Below are 17,850 nucleotides of genomic sequence, written 5' to 3'. Positions count from 1 at the left end.
GCCTTTATCTTTGCACCTACATATTTTATCTCAAGATTATGGAAATCAAATCAGCGACTTTCGTAATAAGCAACAGTGATGTGAGCAAATGTCCGCAGGGAGATTTGCCGGAGTACGCTTTCATCGGTCGCTCCAATGTGGGGAAGTCCTCTCTCATCAATATGCTTGTTAGGCAGAAACAGCTGGCCAATACTTCGCAGAAGCCCGGTAAAACCTTGCTCATTAATCATTTTCTTATCAATAATTCGTGGTATCTCGTAGATTTGCCTGGTTATGGCTATGCCCAGCGTTCCAAACAGCAACGTGAGGAGCTGGGGCGGATTATAGGAAGTTATATTGCCAAGAGAGAGCAGCTTGTAAATCTCTTTATCCTGATAGACATACGGCACGAGGCACAGGCAATAGATTTGGAGTTTATCAATAAAATGGGGCAGGCTGGCGTCCCCTTTGCAATTGTTTTTACCAAGAGTGACAAGCTGAGCCGAGGTAAAGCCGAAGAAATGGTTGGCAAGTATAAGCAACGCCTATCGGAAGACTGGGAGGAGTTACCTCCTATTTTTGTAACCTCCTCTGCCAAAGCTGATGGGCGTGCCGAACTGCTAAGCTACATAGATAAACTCAATCGAGATATATCCAAGCAGTAATGAAACAGTCTCAACACAAGAAGATATTGGTTGCCGGAGGGCTTGGTTATATAGGGTCGCATACTACTGTCACCCTGGCTCTGGCCGGCTATGAGCCGATTGTGGTAGACAATCTGGCTAATAGTGATTTGTCTGTCCTCGACGGGTTGCAACAAATACTGGGTTATCGTCCTGTTTTTTATGAGCAAGATTGCAGGGATGGGGTAGCTCTTGATCGGATATTTGCCACAGAGGGAACTATTGATGGTATTATCAATTTTGCTGCACATAAAGCCGTTGGCGAGTCCGTATTGCAACCTTTGCGTTATTATCGCAACAATATAGATGTTTTGTTGTCATTGCTCGAATTTTCCGATAGATGCGGTCTTCGTGCTTTTGTCTTTTCTTCGTCCTGTACCGTATATGGCGAGGCGGAAGTTCAGCCGGTAACGGAGAAGTCCCCTATTTTGCCCGCTACTTCTCCTTATGGCAATACCAAGCAGATTGCTGAGGAGATTATTCAGGATGTGGTGAAGGCCGGGACTTCGTATAAGGCTATATTGCTTCGTTATTTTAATCCCATAGGGGCTCACCCATCGGCTGCTATCGGAGAGTTACCCCAGGGAGTCCCACAGAATCTACTTCCCTATGTGTGTCAAACCGCAGCTGGGATACGCCCTCAGTTAAGCATTTTTGGGCGAGATTACAGTACTCCGGATGGAACCTGTATTAGAGATTACATTGACATAAATGATCTGGCTAAAGCTCATGTTGCCGCTATTGATCATCTGTTGTCGCCTGATTTGAGGGAAGAAGTTCCGCCTTGTGAAGCCTTTAATATAGGGACGGGACATGGTGTATCTGTGCTGGAATTGGTGAAAACTTTTGAACAGGTCAATAACCTTAAGCTTCGCTACGTTTTTGCCGATCGTAGAGCTGGGGATATAGAGCAGATTTGGGCGGATCCGTCCAAGGCTGCCAAAGTGCTGAGGTGGAGAGCCGAGACTCCTTTGGCTGAGACCTTGCGCTCAGCTTGGCTTTGGCAGCAGCGTATATTGCAATCATAAGTCTTTGTCGTCGATGAAGCGAGTTTATAGTGTAAGTCTTGCTGGGCAGATCTACCATATAGATTATGATGCCTATGATGTGGTGTCGTCCTTTATCGAATCTCGTGAAAAGGCTTTAGGCAAGGGAGCGGAGCTTGACGGGCTTTTTTCTTTGCTGGCTGGGAAATTTTCTGCTCAATTGCAGGAAAAAGCTTGCATAGTTGTGGATCGTTCCATGGCTATTGAGGCGATAAGGTTGTTAGATCATTCTTTCATTCCTCCTCGCGTAGATAATGATAAGCTCCACGAAAAAAAACATGTCTCATACCGACAGCCGATAAAGAGATATTATCGAGATCTTGAACATGGGCGGTTGTGTGGAGTGCTGAGTGGCTTGGCTATATACAAAGGGTGGAATGTAATTGCTCTGCGTGTTCTTGCTGTATCTCTTTTTGTCGGTTTTGCCTGGTTGTTAGGGGTTGGCTGGATTGTGCCACTCTCTTACTTGCTAGTCTGGATGATTGTCCCATCGGCAGTTACGGCTACTCAACGTCTGGAGTTGCGAGGACTGCCCCCTACGGAAGAGAACCTGTCTCATTCGATAGCCGAGTCGGCTGCGATCTCTTCTCCCAAGGAACATCCATTATCGAAGTTCTTGGGTTGTCTGTTCAAGTTGGCAATCCTCTCAGCTATGCTGTTTGCTGCCATTTCTTTCTTTCTCGTTTTGGGCAAACTTTTCTTAGACTGGGTGAATTGGCTTTTCTCCACTTCTGACTTCTGGGACGAGTCTTATGCTGCCGAGCAAATCCCTCTTTGGATGCCTATAGCAGCTTTGATTTTAGGCCTACTCTCCATTGCACTGCCTCTGTTTGCCATGCGTAAGCCTCATTCCTCTCGAAGGTTTTGGCTATTGCCTATTTGGATAACGACTTGGGCTGCTACGCTTACTATTTGTGTGCGCATGGCTATCCTGCTATTTGAAATTTTAGGATAGTCCTGAAAAGGAGACCATGGCCTGCAATTGGGGCTTATTTCGTATGTTTGCGAGGAGGCTTGAGTATGCTTTTCTCCTCTTGTCTTGTGAAGTCCACCCTTTCTTTACTCTCTTGGTGGAGTCGTTGCTGGGAAGAAAGAGAGATTGAGGGCAACACATAAAGGAAAAGCAGAGGTTTTCGAGCTGCGTCATGGCCTTTGGCTAAAGATTTAGTGTAGTAGAAAATGAAGTGTGAGCATAAGATATTGGAGATTCCCTATTCGATTGTTCGAAGAGAGGATATGAGTAACGAGTTACGCGCATTGGAGCAGGCTGCAGTGGCAGCAGCGGAGGATGCTTATGCCAAGTATAGCAACTTTCGGGTGGGAGCTGCCGTATTGCTTTCCAATGGAGAGATTGTGAGTGGAAGCAATCAGGAAAATTCGGCTTATCCTTCGGGGATTTGTGCCGAACGTACGGCTTTGTTTTATGCCGGAGCTAAGTATCCCAATGAAGCTGTAGAGAAGCTCTTGATAGTTGCTTTTTCTCCCCACGGTCGCGTGAGAGTAGCCAGCCCTTGTGGTGCATGTCGTCAGGTAATGTTGGAGACATCGGTGCGCTTTCATCCCTATCCGGTTTACTTGGCCGGCCCGGAGGAGGTGATTTGCATAGAGGATAACCGGGATGCTTTGCCATTTCCCTTTGATGGATCGGATCTCTGAGTACTCTTTGTGAGCCCTGGAGAGTCTTCTTCTTAGGAAGAAGAGGATGGGCGAAAGAAAATGACGAGGTAGTGAATTTTCATACCTTTGCGTGTCGCTCTTTGTGAGCTACTGATGCTTGTCAAGGGGCGTTTGTGGGAGATTAGGACATAATAAATTAGACATATAGCAATGAAGTTTTTTTTAGACACAGCCAATCTGGATCAAATCCGTGAGGCAAATGCAATGGGGGTGTTGGATGGAGTAACTACCAATCCTTCCTTGATGGCAAAAGAGGGTATCAGTGGAAAGGAGGCTTGTCACCGTCACTATGTGGAGATTTGCAACATAGTGGAAGGAGGTGACATTAGTGCCGAGGTGATCGCCACAGATTACGAAGGGATGCTGAAGGAGGGTCGTGAATTAGCTGCCCTGCACCCTCAGATCGTGATAAAGGTGCCTTGCACGGCTGATGGTATTAAGGCTGTGAAGCAACTCACGACAGAGGGTTATCGTACCAATTGTACACTGGTCTTTTCTGTAGGACAGGCTCTTTTGGCTGCCAAAGCTGGAGCTACTTATGTGTCTCCTTTTGTTGGTCGCTTGGACGATATTTCCGAGGATGGTATGCAGCTTGTTTCTGACATTGTGGAGATGTACAACTATTATGAGTTTAAGACAGAAGTTCTTGCAGCCAGCATTCGTCATACTCGTCATATCATTGATTGTCTGGAAGTTGGAGCCGATGTGGCTACTTGTCCATTGTCTGCGATTAAGGGCTTGCTCAAGCACCCTCTCACCGATATCGGGTTGGAAAAATTCATGGCTGATTACCGCTCTGTGAATAAGTAAATGCTGTGAAATGATCGATAAACCGGTCGGATTGTTGCTGCTTCTTTCTTTGTTGCTGTCCTGTGTCACCGGGCATTCCGGTTCTGGCCATTCGAACAATCCTTCCGCCCCCAATACTCTCCGGGTCGCATCTGCTAAGGATACGGCTCTGCTCTGTGGAGCTGAACGAATGGAGCTACTCCTTCCCCTGATCAAGGGCAAGCGAGTAGCCCTCTTTGTTAATCAAACTTCCGTTGTTGGTAGTGAGCGAAGACATTTGGTTGATACACTTCTCTCTCAGGGTGTACACCTGTCTAAGATATTTGTTCCCGAACATGGATTTCGCGGCACCGATGATGCCGGAGCCAAGGTAGCACATGAGAGAGATCCGAAGACGGGTTTGTATATCACTTCTCTTTATAGCTCTCGCAAGAAGCCTTCTCCAAAAGATTTGGCCGATGTAGATGTGATTGTCTTTGATATGCAGGATGTGGGAGCTCGTTTCTATACTTATATCAGTTCGATGCACTATGCCATGGAAGCAGCAGCAGAGGAGGGGAAGGAAATTGTAGTTTGTGATAGGCCCAACCCGAACGATTATGTGGATGGTCCTTTGCTTGAGTCCGATTGTCGCTCTTTCGTGGGAATGCACCCTATACCGGTGTTGCATGGACTTACAATGGGAGAATTGGCCATAATGATCAATTCCGAAGGGTGGTTGCAATCCGGCAAGAAATGTCACTTGACGGTCATCCCTCTTTCAGGCTGGGAGCACGGCCAACCTTACCAATTGCCTGTTTCCCCGAGTCCCAATCTGAAAACCGATGCAGCGGTCAGGCTTTATCCTTCGCTTTGCTTTTTTGAAGCAACGATCATGAGTGTAGGACGTGGCACAGATCGTCCTTTTGAGGTACTGGGCTATCCGGATAAACGGTTTGGCTCATATCGCTTCGTGCCACATCCGATGCAGGGTGCCTCCAAACCGCTCTATAGTGGACGAGCTTGTTATGGGGTAGACTTGTCTGCTCAAGGAGAGAGCAATGCCGCAGATTCTCTCTCTCCTTTGTTTGATAGGGGGCTGTCTCTGGCTCCTCTTATTCATTATTATCGACTGGCTCGCAAGCATGGGCTGAAACTCATTAACCGTCGTCGAACTTTTGAGCTGCTGGCAGGAAACAAACACTTGTCTCAACAACTTGAATCAGGACTTAGGGAGGAGGCCATTCGTGCGACTTGGCAGGAGGATCTCTCCCTGTACAGGAAATTGAGAAACCGCTATCTGCTTTATCCCGACAATCGCTAACCCTCTGCCAACTCAAGGTGTGAGGGTTTTCTTATTCCCGGCTGTCAGTTTTTAGTTTGTATCGATGGATATTGTTGTTTGGGCTTCAATCTTGTTAATGCAAGTGTAGCTGTCGCAGCGTTTGCATCACTATTTGGCGGAAGAAAGCCGAGAGCCCGATGAATATTACTCCCGTAATAAGGGTGACTGATCCTCCACGCCACAGAAATTCGGGTATGAATTGCCCCCAACTCTCTATTGGATAGCTTGGTATCATTACTTGATAGATCAAGACAATGGCGACTAAACTCATCAGTCGATTGTGTGTCAGCAGAAGCAAATAATGCCGGAGAGGGGTGTGCAATCCTTGTTGATACAGGAAATAGGGCTTCCACAGATAAACTATCACTATTTGGCTGATGATAATACCACTCCAGATACCGGCTATGCCGAACTGCATCCCCAACAGGATAGAGAGACCGAGATTGAGAGATAGTTCGACAAAAGGAGCCCACACATCCTGGTACAAACCATAGGCGGCCAGGAAATCATCGGTCGAACGATTGGAGGCATAGTAGATATATCCGAGAGAAATATAGAAAGTACCAGTGTCGAAAAGCATCTCCTTCCCAAGCCATAGCTCAATGAAAGAGGGCATAAAAATGAGCAGGATACCTACAACGGCTGTGGAAAAGAAATTGCGCAGACTATAGATACGACCAAAAAGGGAGGCCATGGACTCTGTCCCACTCGTTTGTTTCTTCTCTTCGACGATTTTGTGTCCCAGAGAACTGGTGAGAGCTCCGAACAGTATGCGTAGGGTGGCTGCTATGCTGGCGTACACCAGCAAATAGTTATTATAGACTGTGACAGCATAAGCTGCAGCCGTTACTCCAAAAAGTACCAGAGGGGAACCTTGGTCCAATACGACGGCTGCCAAACGGTGTACGATGAGCTGTTTAGTCCGGATGAGAATTTCGGGATATGTCTTTATAAGCTGCCCGAATTGCTTGCGGTCTACTCTTAGCCACGGGTAGCTTTTTCTTACAAAGTACTCTATGCTTACTGTTGTAGTTATATACCAGATCAGCTCTAAACTTAACCACCAGATATAACCATGTGACAGATAGATGATGCAGAGCGTTTGCAGTATGAGCTTTATAAAGCGGGGAATATGGATGCAGAGATTGGGGATGTAACCTTTCTGGTCGGAGATGAATACAACTTGTCTGTAATTGAAGTAATAACTCAGCAGTGTCCCTGAAAGAAGCACAAAGTAGGTCGCATAGGCATACCACAGAGGTAGGTCTACTTTTGCAAAGATCTTTGGGAAAAAGAAAAAGATAATGATGCTGGCAAGGAGGATAAATCGGGCAATCCAGCGGTAGAATACGGCTTGTATCGATACAATGTCGATTACTTCTTGTTTGTTTCCCTCGTAGAGCGGTTTGTAGAGAGCGTAGGCAATAGCGGATGCAAGTCCTAATTCAGAAGCATTCAGAAAGCCGAGGATATTTACTACAATGTTATTGAGCCCCAAGAGTTCTCCTCCGAGGTGCAGGATGAAGTAGCGACGGAAAATGAAGGTTGCCAAAACGGGGAGCAGGTAGCTCAGAATGCCTATGGAAGCATTCTTAATTGCTTTCTGCGAGCGGCTTTGTATCTCCATACCTGTCCCGAGTGTCGTTGCAATTGTTTGTCTGGTAGTCTTTTGTGCAGAGTGCTGTATGCAGGCGTGTGATACGCTGCTCCCATTATTGTTCTCTTGGGGTTTGTTTCTTGTTGGCCAACCTTTGTTTGTTGTGTTGTCGGAGGTGTTGCCCATCCTTTCTCCCTGAGGGTTTGGTATTCGCTTTCCGGTGTTCTGAAGGCTGTCTTTTCGAATCTCTTGCTTGAGACTTTTCGTCTCGTTTATATTCTTTCCGAGCAGAGTTTGTGTCCGGTTTTCTCACCCGATTACCCCCATGTCCACGCCCGGAGGAGAAACGTCCTCTTTTTAGCTTGTTTGGCTCATATGCTGGTGTGGCTCCGATATGTGTCGGTATGGGTAGTTGATAGAGCTTTTTGCCCAAGAACTCTTCGATGCGACTAAACTCATATTGCTCGCTTTCTCCAACAAGGGTAATAGCCAAGCCGGACTCATTGTTTCGGGCAGTACGCCCGATGCGGTGTACATAGTCTTCGGGATCTCTGGGTATATCATAGTTGATTACCACAGTCACATTATCCACGTCTATTCCTCTTGCCACAATGTCGGTGGCGACCAATATGTCTATACTCCTGTTCTTAAAGTCTCGGATCACTTGCTCTCGTACACTTTGGTCAAGGTCTGAATGCATTGCTGTTGCATTGTATCGCCTTTGCTTGAGAGCTTGTGTCAGATCTTTGACTTTCTGTTTTGAGCTGGAAAAGATAATTGTGCGAGAGGGAGGTGTGGCAGCAAACAGATCGAGCAAAATGGGTAATTTCTGTTCGTCATAGCATATACAGCAGGTCTGTGTGATAGCTTCGGGCGGACGGCTGATAGCGATCTCTACTTGCTTCGGATTTTTTAGAATTCCGGCAGCCAGTTCTCTGATTTTCTTTGGCATGGTGGCCGAGAACATCAGTGTTTGGCAGGTTTTGGGCAATTGCTTGTAAACCTGCATGATGTCATCGTAGAAACCCATGTCGAGCATTCGGTCTGCCTCGTCCAATACAAAGAATGATACCTGGGAGAGATCGGCCGACTTCATATTGATATGTGATATCAACCTTCCCGGAGTGGCAATCAGCACATCGGCTCCCATCTCCATCCCTTTGCGTTGTTGCTCCCAAGCAATACCGTCTGTACCTCCATATATGGCTACAGCCGATACGGAGAGGAAGTAAGAGAAGGCCTCGATTTGTTGATCGATCTGTTGAGCTAATTCCCGAGTAGGAGCCATGATCACGGCATTGACAGCATCAGAAGGGTACTTCCCACTATTGAGTTCGCTAATGATCGGTAGTACATAGGCCGCTGTTTTGCCTGTTCCGGTCTGTGCACAAGCTATCAGATCATGTCCCTCCAATATGAGTGGGATAGTTGCTTCTTGTATAGGGGTTGCTTCGAAGAAGTTCATGGCATCCAGCCCGTCCAATACTTCGTCGCTTAAATCGAATTCGTCAAATCTCATTGGATTGCACATTTGGAAACAAATGTACTAAAAGGGCTTGGAGCAAAGGAATATGAGGGGATAAAAAGATTGGGGAATGTCTCCCGACATGCCCCAACCAACATTGTTAACCTTAAATTTAATACTATTATGAAAAAACCACGGAGCAAAGGTAAGAATAATTTTGTGATTACACAGATTGTCGATGAAAGGAAGTTTTGCTTCTTTATTCTCGTATTGTAGTTGTTTTTCTGTCGTTTGCTTATTGGTTCTTATTTTTTTGATTTCAAATTGTCTTTCGGAAAGCCCGCATTCATTCAATGATGATCTCTCACTCCTTTGCCAAAAAGCCCTTTTTTACAACTTGTCGGATGGAGGAGAACGAGAATATTTGCTTACAGTTATTTGTGACAAAGAACTTAGTAGTTTCTCTGATTCCGAGAAAAGAAGGCTAATAGAGTTTTGCGAAGTGTCTGTTGCCTAAATAGCTCTTGGATGAATACCCTCAATTGTTCGGATGTGAGCCGAATGGAGGACGATTAGGGATAAGAAGGAAAAAGTTACCTTTGCTACCTAATATATTTGTATCGTTATGAATCGTAGCAATATCAGCATATACTTGACAGCGGCCTGTCTGGCCTTGGTGTTTACTTTCATCAGCAGTGCCTGCAACAGGGATGATTCTGCGGTGGAGAAAGTAGATCTGACTAGCGTGCAAATCCATACATTGGTGATGCAGTCTAAAGACACTCCTGAATTGGGGAAAGTATTTTTTTCGATAGATCAGCGACAGGGTAAGATATACAATGCTATTCCCATTGCTTATAAAACGAGGATAGGTAAGGTCTTGCCATCTGTAGGAACCTTCAAACTCAATAAGCTTAGCTATGCGGTGGGAGATAATGCCGAGTGGGTCCCGTGGAGTGGGAAGGACTCCATCGCATTGAATGGAGCAGATCGTATCCGCTTTCAGGTAAAGGATCAGGCAGGAAAGATGACCAAGGAATATCAGGTGGAAATTCGTATCTATAGCTTCGATCCGAGGACAATCCTTTGGGAAGACTTGGGGACGAGTAGTCTATCCGTGAATTTGGCCTCTTCATATTACGCCATCCAGGAAAAGTCCGATGTAAGGATATATACCAATGAGGCTGATAAGGTTGTGATGTATTCCGGAAATTTGGGCAATCCAAAAGATTGGAAACGACAAGAGATGTCTTTGTCTGGGCAAGTAGTAGCCATGCAGCTCAATTCTCAGGGAACTCAGAGATTCATTCAGACTTCGGATGGAGAGCGAGATCGACTATATAAGTCTTCAGATGGTATTTTGTGGACCGAGGATTCTCCTGTTGGGCTCAATCGCTTTTCTTTCCTCGGCTGTGTGGAGGATGCCGGCAAGCCGTATATGGTGGCTTTGGCTTATATGGATGGCAATCTCAAACGAGCTGCGAGTTGGTCAGGGGGGGGGCTTAATTACCATGACCCCTTGCCAGAGGATTTTCCGATGGAACATTTGTGTATAGTTGCAGACAACAATTACCTCAAACCTGTAATTCGCCTATTGGGTGGCAAGTCAAAAGCATCTGCAGAAGGCCAGTATTGGCTCAGTACTAATGCTCAAGACTGGCTCAAACCGGGAGAGATAGCTGCATCCAATTTGCCTCTTTCTTCTTACCGAGCAGGGCAAATGGTAAGGAGTGACAAGCAGCTCTTTTTCTTCGGTACTTCGGAGCGCAGTGGCGAGGTTAGGAATACCGTTTACCATTCTTCTGACAGAGGCTATACGTGGAAAGCAGGGGTGGAGCAGTTGATGTTGCCTTCGGTTGCCAAACCCTATGAAATTTGTTTTGCCTTTTCTGACGAACAGAATTACATCTATCTCGGGGTAGCCACTAAAGGTGAGGGCGCAGACACCAATGTAAGACTCTTTCGAGGGCGTCTGAAGTTGTATCTCTGATACTACGAGTCAGACAAATCTTTACAAAATGCACATCTCTTAGAAATATCCGGTATGCAAAGACGATTCCCATATCTCTTCTTGCTGAGCTTTCTGCTGATCCCCGTAGGGTTGGAGGCGCAGGAGTATCTCTTCGAGTTTGGAGGGCAGGTGGGCTTGTCTCAGTATGTCGGTGATATAGGGCGCAGGGCTCCATTCTCGGCAACGAGTTATACCTTTTCTGCCGAAGGGAGGTACAATATAAATTTCCGTTTTGCTCTCTCTTCACAGATTGGCTATTATGGCCTCAAGGGGCGGTATCGATATGCCGACAATATATTCCCAGAGAGAAAGGAAGTCGATTTCGATAGTCACCTTTACCATTGGGGAGTTATGGGCGAGTTTAACTTTGTTCCTCTGAGTGATAAGTTCTCTTACCTTCGTACTTCTCGCTTTTCTCCCTATGTAGGCTTTGGAGGAGGGCTTGCTTTGGGGCCTTCCTATCAAGGAACTGTGGTAGCCCCTTCTTTACAGATAGGTGGAGGTTTCAAATACAAAATCAACTCTCGCTTGGGTGTGAGTGTACAGTACATATATCGTTGGCTTTTGTCCGATGCTTTTGATGCTCCGAATGAGCAGACAAAGCATTTGGATAATCCCTTTCGGATCAGTCAGACAATGCTGAGAAATGGTGATGGATTGGGAAGTCTTACCTTCTCCTTTACCTACAGTTTGGGGACGAGAGACAAGCGTGATTGTCGTACCGAAAAGAGAAAAATGAGAAAGAAGAAAATCCCGGAACTCAAATTGAAATAAAGTAAGCTGCACAAAAGATCTATGTCTCAAACCAAAGATAAATATCAGGCCTTTCTCGAAACTGCACCTAAGTTGCCTCGGCATATTGCTATCATCATGGATGGCAATGGACGCTGGGCTCAGCAGCGTGGTCAGGCTCGCGAACAGGGGCATGCAGCTGGAGCAAAAGCACTGGACAAGGTGATGCGTGCTGCTGTGGCTCTTGGTATACCTTACCTTACGGTTTATGCTTTCAGTACAGAGAACTGGGGGCGGCCACAAGGAGAGGTCGAAGCTTTGATGTCTTTGTTGGTGGAGACGATCAGAGAACAAACTCCCGGTATGCAAGAGCATGGAGTACGACTTCTGGCCATAGGAGATTTGGATCGACTTCCCTCGATCTCTCGTACTGCACTTGCCGAGGCAATAGAGAAAACTCAGCATAACGATAAACTCACTCTCACTCTTGCGTTAAGTTATTCGGCTCGTTGGGAGCTTTCTCATTGTATGCGTCGAATAGCCACAGAAATTCAGCGGGGATTGTATCTCCCCGAGGAGATAGATGAGGCAGTTATCTCTCAACGACTATGTACAGCCGGATTGCCTGATCCGGACCTGCTGATACGTACCGGAGGAGAGCAACGCATTAGCAACTTTCTTCTCTGGCAGACTGCCTACGCCGAACTTTACTTCTCTCCCATTTATTGGCCGGACTTCGATGGTGATGCTTTGTTGGAGGCTATCTCTGACTACAGCGGTCGCGAACGTCGTTACGGACTCACGAGAGAACAGATAAACAAACCTATACAACAAGCAGAAGATACAGATTTAGCTACGACCCATGATGCATAAACTTTTTACTCTCGGCCTAGCTGTGGCTTTTGCCTCAGTTGGTCTCAAAGCTCAGGTACTGGCAGACAGTTTGCCGACTCCGCAGTCTCCACAGGCAGAGTTGCCCGTAGATAGTCTGCCAGAGATCAACTATGCCCGTCCTATACATAAGGTGATAGCGGATATACGGATTGTGGGGGCAAAGTCCTACGACCCTGAAGTTTTGCTCAATCTCTCCGGTTTGGCCGTAGGAGAGGAAGTAACTATTCCGGGAGTGGCATTCACCAATGCGGTGGAGCGTTTTATGCGCCATGGTCTTTTCTCCAATGCTCAGATACTGGTTACCAAATATCAGGGCAACAAAGCATGGATAGAGATACGTCTGACTGAGAGACCTCGCATATATGAGGCCAAATTTGTCGGAATCAAGAAAAGTGACCGAGAGGAATTGGAGAAACGTACGAACCTACGTAAGGGGTTGCAAATGACTCCCAATGTGGCGGATCGCACCAAACAGCTCATCCGGAAATACTATGCCGAGAAAGGTTACCGAGACATGGATGTGGAGATCCGTCAGGAAGATAATTTGAGCGAAGAAGGCTTCGTCAATCTTACTATCCGAATTGATCGGAAAGACAAGACTTCGGTAAACGAGATCAGTATAGAAGGGAATACAGCTCTTTCCGATGACCAGATACGTATGGCGATGAAGAAAACCAATGAGCGTTTTCGTTTGACTGATGGACGTCTTTGGTATAGCATACGCAAGATTTTTAGCTCCAAGAAATTGGTAGATAAAGAGTATCGGGAGGATTTGGATAGGATTATTGAGCGGTATCAAGAGTTAGGCTACCGTGATGTAGAGATTCTTTCCGACACGATCATGCCTTCTGGTAAGAAAAATAGAGTTGATATTCGCATCAAACTGAATGAGGGGCGCAAATATTACATAGATGATATTCGTTTTGTGGGTAATACCAAGTTCGAGACGAAGAATTTGGAGAAGATGCTCGGCATGAAACGAGGAGATGTCTATAACCAGAAAAAACTCAATGCCCGCATCTTCACAGAGGAGGATGCCCTTTCCATGCTTTACTACAACAACGGCTATATGTTTGCTCATGTAGATCCGGTGGAGACTAAGGTGGATGGAGATTCGGTTTCGCTTGATATACGTATCGTGGAGGGTATGCAGGCTACTATCAACAAGGTTTCGATTAAGGGAAACAATATTGTCTATGATGAGGTGATCCGTCGTGAGCTGTTTACCAAACCCGGAGCTGTCTTCTCGCGCGATGATGTCCTCAATTCTCTCCGTATGATTGCCCAGCTGGGGCACTTCGATCCGGAAAAGATGATTCCGAACACGATCCCAAACCCAGCTTCAGGAACAGTCGATTTGGAATACAACCTCTCTCCTAAGAGTAATGACCAATTTGAGTTGTCTGCAGGTTGGAGCCAGACGGGGGTGATATTCCGTACCGGATTGAGGTTCTCCAACTTTGCCATGAGCAATATCTTCAGACCTTCGATGTACAAGAACTTTGTGCCACAAGGACAGGGGCAGACGTTCTCGATCAATATGCAGACGAATGGTAAGTTCTACCAATCGTATGGCATCTCTTTTATGGATCCATGGTTTGGTGGTAAGCGACCCAACTTGTTGAGTGTAAGTGCTTTTTATTCCAAGATGACAGCTATTGACACCAAGTATTACAACAATCGTATTAGTTCCTATTACAATCCCTATTACAATGGATTCTATAATCCTATATATGGTGGTAGCTCCTATGGAATGGGAGGATACGATAATATGGGTGGCGGATACAACATAGGTGGAGAGTTGTACGAGAAGGCACAAGACCCGGACAAGTCCTTGCAGATGTTTGGCTTGTCAGTCGGCTATGGAAAACGTCTCAGTTGGCCGGACAACTGGTTCCAGATTTATGCCTCACTCAATTACACCCACTACAGACTTCGCAACTGGGTTTATGAGACTTTCCAAAATTTCCATGAGGGTTATTCCAATGACGTTAATATGGAGCTTCGTTTGCAAAGAAATTCTATAGACAATCCTATCTATACTCGCTCAGGTTCGGAGTTTACAATTTCGGTAAAAGCAACTCCGCCTTATTCGCTTTGGGATGGGAACGATTACTCCAATCCCAAGCTCTCGATGGCTGATCGTTATCGTTTTGTGGAATATCACAAATGGATGTACCGCAATCGTATCTTCTTGCCTCTGCTCAATCCCGCCACCGTCAAACGAACTCCGGTGTTGATGGGACGTGTGGAGACAGGGTTGATCGGCTACTACAACAGCCACAAGCGCTCTCCTTTTGGTACATACTACATGGGAGGTGATGGGATGAGCTCATATATGGGTGGATACATGAACGAGACGATAGGTCTTCGAGGGTATAAAAATGGTTCTATAGCTGGTAGTAATTATAACTATGCCTATGCCTATATGCGTATGTCCATGGAGCTACGCTATCCCCTGATGTTGGAAGGACAAACGAATATTTGGGTATTGGGATTTTTGGAGGCCGGTAATGCCTGGAGTAATTTTTCCGATTATGATCCTTTTAACTTGAAGCGTTCGGCCGGTGTCGGATTTCGTATTACTTTGCCCATGCTTGGGATCCTTGGTATAGATTGGGGTTATGGCTTCGATCGTCCCAATGGTATGTCGGACAGAGGGGGAAGTAATATCCATTTTGTCCTTGGGCAGGAATTTTAGGCCAAGTTCCCCACAAGGAGTAATAGCACATTAATAAAAACTCAAACACAACAAACATCATGAAACGAATCTTTCTATCCCTCATTCTCGCTCTGGTGGCAATCGGTTTTGCCTCAGCACAGAAGTATGCTTTGGTAGATATGGAGTATATCCTAAAAAATATTCCAGACTATGAGATGATGAACCAACAGTTGGAAGAAGTGTCTAAGAAGTGGCAAAATGAAATAGAGGCTCTCGAAAACAAGGCACAAACCCTCTACAAAAAGTATCAGAGCGATTTGGTGTTTCTTTCAGCCGATCAAAAGAAAAGCCGAGAGGATCAGATTGTGACAATGGAGAAAGAGGCTGCCGAACTCAAGCGCAAATACTTTGGCCCGGAAGGAGAGCTTTTCAATAAGCGTATGGAGCTGATGAAGCCTATTCAGGATGAGATCTGGAACGCCATCCGAGATCTGGCCAAAGCCAAAGGTTACCAAATGGTATTGGATCGTGGTTCGTCCGGAATTATATTCGCCAATCCTGCAATAGACATCAGTACGGATGTTTTGGCCAAACTCGGTTTTTCCACCCGATGAGAATGATCATAAAGTCTAACTAATAAGAAATGATGATGAAAAAAATTGTTCTTACTCTGCTGCTTTGCTTGCCCTTTGTGGCCGGAGCCCAGCAAAAGATTGCCATTGTCAATACACAGGAAGTAATGGCACAGATGCCCGAATTTAAGGAGGCTCAAAACAAGCTTAACGAACTGGGCAAAAAGTATGATGCCGATTATAAGGCTATGCAACAGGAGATTGAGAAAAAGGCAGAAGCTTTCGACAAGGAAAAAGACAGCCTGAGCGAAGTTCTAAAGAAGACTCGCCAACAGGAGATACAGGACATGGTATCTCGTTTGGGACAGAGCGAAAGATTGATGAGCGAAGATTTGCAGAAGCAACAGCAGATGCTCATGGCTCCCATACAGCAGAAAGTTTATGATGCTTTGAAAAAAGTCGGTGATGAGAATGGCTATGCTTATATCATGGAAGCGCAGCTTTTCCACTATACAGGAGCTTCTGCAGTAGACTGTACTGCACAGTTGAAAGCGAAGTTGGGAATCAAATAATACTTGCCTTAGTAAGCTATATTTATCAACAACAAAAAAGCTCGGAGAGGATTCCTCTCCGAGCTTTTTTATTTCTTGAGAGACTGCTGCATAAGGATAAGGCAGCAGTCTCTTTCTGGAATTGCTTAGTCCTGATCAGTTTTGGCTACTCGATAGTAGGCCAAGTCAGAAGGATTGAACTCTCTGATATAGGTCTCTATCTTTTGTATTTCGGCTTTGGCATAGCGTAGATAGACCTCCGCGGAGTTGCGGAAGCTTTCTTCGTCATTGGCTGCCAACATCAACAAGTGGCCGAACACACAGTGGCCAGTCGCTTCTACCAATCTTCTGGCATGGAAGTCAAGAAGTTCTTGGTCTTTTTGCTCGACTACAAACTCTATCAGGTCTCGACTACGTGCGTTCAGCTTGGCTAGCTCTTCTTTCATCGGGCGCAAGGCTTCGATGACTTCTGTTTGCTGATAAGCATCCAATTGGGCATGATAGGTGCCGGTGGTGATATGCCTGATGGCTGCTACAACCTGCAGCTGCGTGGTACCTTCGTATATGCTTGCGATTCTTACATCACGATAAAGGCGTTCGCAGGTGTAGTCTTTCATAAAGCCCGAGCCTCCGTGTATTTGGATGGCATCGTAGGCATTTTGATTGGCATATTCGCTACACATACCCTTGCCCAAGGGTGTGTAGGCATCGGCCAGACGGTTGTAGTGCTTTTGCTCTTTGCGCTCTTCCGGAGTCAATTTGCGTTCGCGAGATATGTCATCGTAGAGTTTGTACATATCTACAAAACGGCAAGTCTCATATAGCAGAGCTCTGGCAGCATCGGTCTTGGCTTTCATCATAGCGAGCATTTCGTAGACAGCAGGGAAACGATCTATTGTCTGCCCGAACTGTTTGCGATCTTTGGCGTAGGCTTCTCCCTCTCTCAAAGCTGCATCGCATATCCCAACACTTTGGGCCATGATCCCGAGACGTGCTCCATTCATCAGAGCCATTACGTATTTGATCAGACCCAGCTTGCGATCTCCTACCAGTTCGGCCTTGGCATCTTTGAATACCAATTCGCAGGTGGGAGAACCTTTGATACCCATTTTGTTCTCAATTCGGCGTACATCCACCCCTCCATCTTTTTTCTGATAGACGAACATAGATAGACCACGACCGTCATTGGTCCCTTCTTCACTTCTCGCCAATACAAGGTGAATGTCAGAGTCTCCATTGGTGATGAAACGCTTCACCCCGTTCAAACGCCAAGTGCCATCTTCTTCGTGATAGGTCGCTTTGAGTCGAACTGCCTGGAGGTCACTTCCTGCATCCGGTTCTGTGAGGTCCATAGAGAGAGTTTCTCCAGCACATACACGAGGAATAAACCGTTGCAGCTGATCCTCATTCCCGAATTCATATATGGTCTCAGCACAGTCTTGCAAGCCCCAGATATTTACAAATCCGGCATCGGCACGGCTGACCATATCCGCAGCCATAATGTATGGTAGGATAGGGAAGTTCAGCCCTCCGAATCGGCGAGGCATAGAGATCCCCATGAGGCCGGCATCTACCACTGCTTTGAGGTTCTGTTGAGTCCCTTTGGCATAGGCCACGCGATTGTTCTCCAGAGTGGGGCCCTCGTGGTCTACGCTTTCGGCGTTGGGCGCAATGATGTCTGCACAGATCTCACCAATGACTTCCAATACTTTATCGTAGCTATCCATCGCATCTTCAAAATCGATGGGGGCATAGCTGTATTTATCTTTGTCGGTATATCCTCTCTCCTTGAGCTCCACGATACGCTTCATCAGTGGGTGATTCAAGTGATATTTGAGTTGAGGAGTATCTGTATAAAAGTTTGCCAT

General features: G+C 46.1%; 15 protein-coding genes. 12 read left to right on the top strand and 3 right to left on the bottom strand.

Annotation, left to right across the window (positions count from 1 at the left end):
* Positions 1-38 precede the first annotated feature (38 nt).
* From yihA to B5D48_RS02835, 6 genes are all read left to right on the top strand, one after another.
* The gene (yihA, locus tag B5D48_RS02860) at positions 39-644 is read left to right on the top strand and encodes a ribosome biogenesis GTP-binding protein YihA/YsxC (RefSeq protein ID WP_023935857.1); all 606 of its coding nucleotides are present in this window, start codon (positions 39-41) and stop codon (positions 642-644) included.
* Positions 644-1,690 carry a UDP-glucose 4-epimerase GalE gene (gene galE / locus B5D48_RS02855; protein WP_023935858.1) on the top strand — a complete coding sequence of 349 codons (1,047 nt, stop codon included), beginning with the start codon at positions 644-646 and terminating at the stop codon, positions 1,688-1,690. The genes yihA and galE overlap by 1 nt, the downstream gene beginning before the upstream one ends.
* Before the next feature lie 13 nt (positions 1,691-1,703).
* Positions 1,704-2,663, top strand: a complete 960-nt coding sequence (locus B5D48_RS02850; protein ID WP_023935859.1) for a PspC domain-containing protein — start codon at positions 1,704-1,706, stop codon at positions 2,661-2,663.
* A gap of 281 nt (positions 2,664-2,944) precedes the next feature.
* Entirely contained in the window at positions 2,945-3,364 is a 420-nt protein-coding gene (cdd, locus tag B5D48_RS02845) for a cytidine deaminase (RefSeq protein WP_231968832.1), read from the top strand.
* A 171-nt stretch (positions 3,365-3,535) separates the two neighbouring features.
* The gene (fsa, locus tag B5D48_RS02840) at positions 3,536-4,195 is read left to right on the top strand and encodes a fructose-6-phosphate aldolase (RefSeq protein ID WP_023935862.1); all 660 of its coding nucleotides are present in this window, start codon (positions 3,536-3,538) and stop codon (positions 4,193-4,195) included.
* A 169-nt stretch (positions 4,196-4,364) separates the two neighbouring features.
* Positions 4,365-5,477, top strand: coding sequence for an exo-beta-N-acetylmuramidase NamZ family protein (locus B5D48_RS02835; protein ID WP_036890090.1), 1,113 nt, complete (start codon positions 4,365-4,367; stop codon positions 5,475-5,477).
* 94 nt (positions 5,478-5,571) lie between these two features.
* Here B5D48_RS02835 and B5D48_RS02830 read toward each other — a convergent pair whose 3' ends face one another.
* Positions 5,572-7,125 (bottom strand): hypothetical protein, encoded by a 1,554-nt coding sequence (locus B5D48_RS02830; RefSeq protein ID WP_023935864.1) that lies wholly within the window; start codon positions 7,123-7,125, stop codon positions 5,572-5,574.
* Positions 7,126-7,210: 85 nt separating this feature from the next.
* Entirely contained in the window at positions 7,211-8,614 is a 1,404-nt protein-coding gene (locus B5D48_RS02825; RefSeq protein ID WP_023935865.1) for a DEAD/DEAH box helicase, read from the bottom strand.
* A gap of 571 nt (positions 8,615-9,185) precedes the next feature.
* Here B5D48_RS02825 and B5D48_RS02815 point away from each other — a divergent pair.
* From B5D48_RS02815 to B5D48_RS02790, 6 genes are read left to right on the top strand one after another with little or no spacing between them, the layout of a single operon-like run.
* Positions 9,186-10,550 (top strand): DUF6242 domain-containing protein, encoded by a 1,365-nt coding sequence (locus B5D48_RS02815; RefSeq protein ID WP_023935868.1) that lies wholly within the window; start codon positions 9,186-9,188, stop codon positions 10,548-10,550.
* 54 nt (positions 10,551-10,604) lie between these two features.
* Entirely contained in the window at positions 10,605-11,345 is a 741-nt protein-coding gene (locus B5D48_RS02810; RefSeq protein ID WP_023935870.1) for a porin family protein, read from the top strand.
* Positions 11,346-11,366: 21 nt separating this feature from the next.
* Entirely contained in the window at positions 11,367-12,176 is an 810-nt protein-coding gene (locus tag B5D48_RS02805; protein WP_023935872.1) for an isoprenyl transferase, read from the top strand.
* Positions 12,169-14,898 carry a BamA/OMP85 family outer membrane protein gene (locus B5D48_RS02800; protein ID WP_023935873.1) on the top strand — a complete coding sequence of 910 codons (2,730 nt, stop codon included), beginning with the start codon at positions 12,169-12,171 and terminating at the stop codon, positions 14,896-14,898. The genes B5D48_RS02805 and B5D48_RS02800 overlap by 8 nt, the downstream gene beginning before the upstream one ends.
* A 59-nt stretch (positions 14,899-14,957) precedes the next feature.
* On the top strand, positions 14,958-15,473 hold the full coding sequence (locus B5D48_RS02795) for an OmpH/Skp family outer membrane protein (protein ID WP_023935875.1): 516 nt from the start codon (positions 14,958-14,960) through the stop codon (positions 15,471-15,473).
* Between the two features lie 29 nt (positions 15,474-15,502).
* A complete protein-coding gene (locus tag B5D48_RS02790; RefSeq protein ID WP_052115616.1) occupies positions 15,503-16,003 on the top strand; it encodes an OmpH/Skp family outer membrane protein in 501 nt (166 codons plus the stop codon).
* A 125-nt stretch (positions 16,004-16,128) separates the two neighbouring features.
* Here the strand turns inward: B5D48_RS02790 and B5D48_RS02785 are convergent, their stop codons facing one another.
* Complete coding sequence (locus B5D48_RS02785) at positions 16,129-17,850, bottom strand: acyl-CoA dehydrogenase family protein (protein ID WP_023936177.1); 1,722 nt, start codon at positions 17,848-17,850, stop codon at positions 16,129-16,131.

This window comes from Porphyromonas crevioricanis (genome assembly GCF_900167225.1).
GTDB lineage: Bacteria > Bacteroidota > Bacteroidia > Bacteroidales > Porphyromonadaceae > Porphyromonas > Porphyromonas crevioricanis.
The sequence above is the reverse complement of the archived record's forward strand: the minus strand, read 5'-3'. Positions and strand labels throughout refer to the sequence as shown.

Excerpts from the sequence above, each read along its gene's own strand:
- yihA (WP_023935857.1), top strand. The coding sequence starts at position 39 with ATGGAAATCAAATCAGCGACTTTCGTAATAAGCAACAGTGATGTGAGC.
- galE (WP_023935858.1), top strand. The coding sequence starts at position 644 with ATGAAACAGTCTCAACACAAGAAGATATTGGTTGCCGGAGGGCTTGGT.
- B5D48_RS02850 (WP_023935859.1), top strand. The coding sequence starts at position 1,704 with ATGAAGCGAGTTTATAGTGTAAGTCTTGCTGGGCAGATCTACCATATA.
- cdd (WP_231968832.1), top strand. The coding sequence starts at position 2,945 with ATGAGTAACGAGTTACGCGCATTGGAGCAGGCTGCAGTGGCAGCAGCG.
- fsa (WP_023935862.1), top strand. The coding sequence starts at position 3,536 with ATGAAGTTTTTTTTAGACACAGCCAATCTGGATCAAATCCGTGAGGCA.
- B5D48_RS02835 (WP_036890090.1), top strand. The coding sequence starts at position 4,365 with ATGGAGCTACTCCTTCCCCTGATCAAGGGCAAGCGAGTAGCCCTCTTT.
- B5D48_RS02830 (WP_023935864.1), bottom strand. The coding sequence starts at position 7,125 with ATGGAGATACAAAGCCGCTCGCAGAAAGCAATTAAGAATGCTTCCATA.
- B5D48_RS02825 (WP_023935865.1), bottom strand. The coding sequence starts at position 8,614 with ATGAGATTTGACGAATTCGATTTAAGCGACGAAGTATTGGACGGGCTG.
- B5D48_RS02815 (WP_023935868.1), top strand. The coding sequence starts at position 9,186 with ATGAATCGTAGCAATATCAGCATATACTTGACAGCGGCCTGTCTGGCC.
- B5D48_RS02810 (WP_023935870.1), top strand. The coding sequence starts at position 10,605 with ATGCAAAGACGATTCCCATATCTCTTCTTGCTGAGCTTTCTGCTGATC.
- B5D48_RS02805 (WP_023935872.1), top strand. The coding sequence starts at position 11,367 with ATGTCTCAAACCAAAGATAAATATCAGGCCTTTCTCGAAACTGCACCT.
- B5D48_RS02800 (WP_023935873.1), top strand. The coding sequence starts at position 12,169 with ATGCATAAACTTTTTACTCTCGGCCTAGCTGTGGCTTTTGCCTCAGTT.
- B5D48_RS02795 (WP_023935875.1), top strand. The coding sequence starts at position 14,958 with ATGAAACGAATCTTTCTATCCCTCATTCTCGCTCTGGTGGCAATCGGT.
- B5D48_RS02790 (WP_052115616.1), top strand. The coding sequence starts at position 15,503 with ATGATGATGAAAAAAATTGTTCTTACTCTGCTGCTTTGCTTGCCCTTT.
- B5D48_RS02785 (WP_023936177.1), bottom strand. The coding sequence starts at position 17,850 with ATGGCAAACTTTTATACAGATACTCCTCAACTCAAATATCACTTGAAT.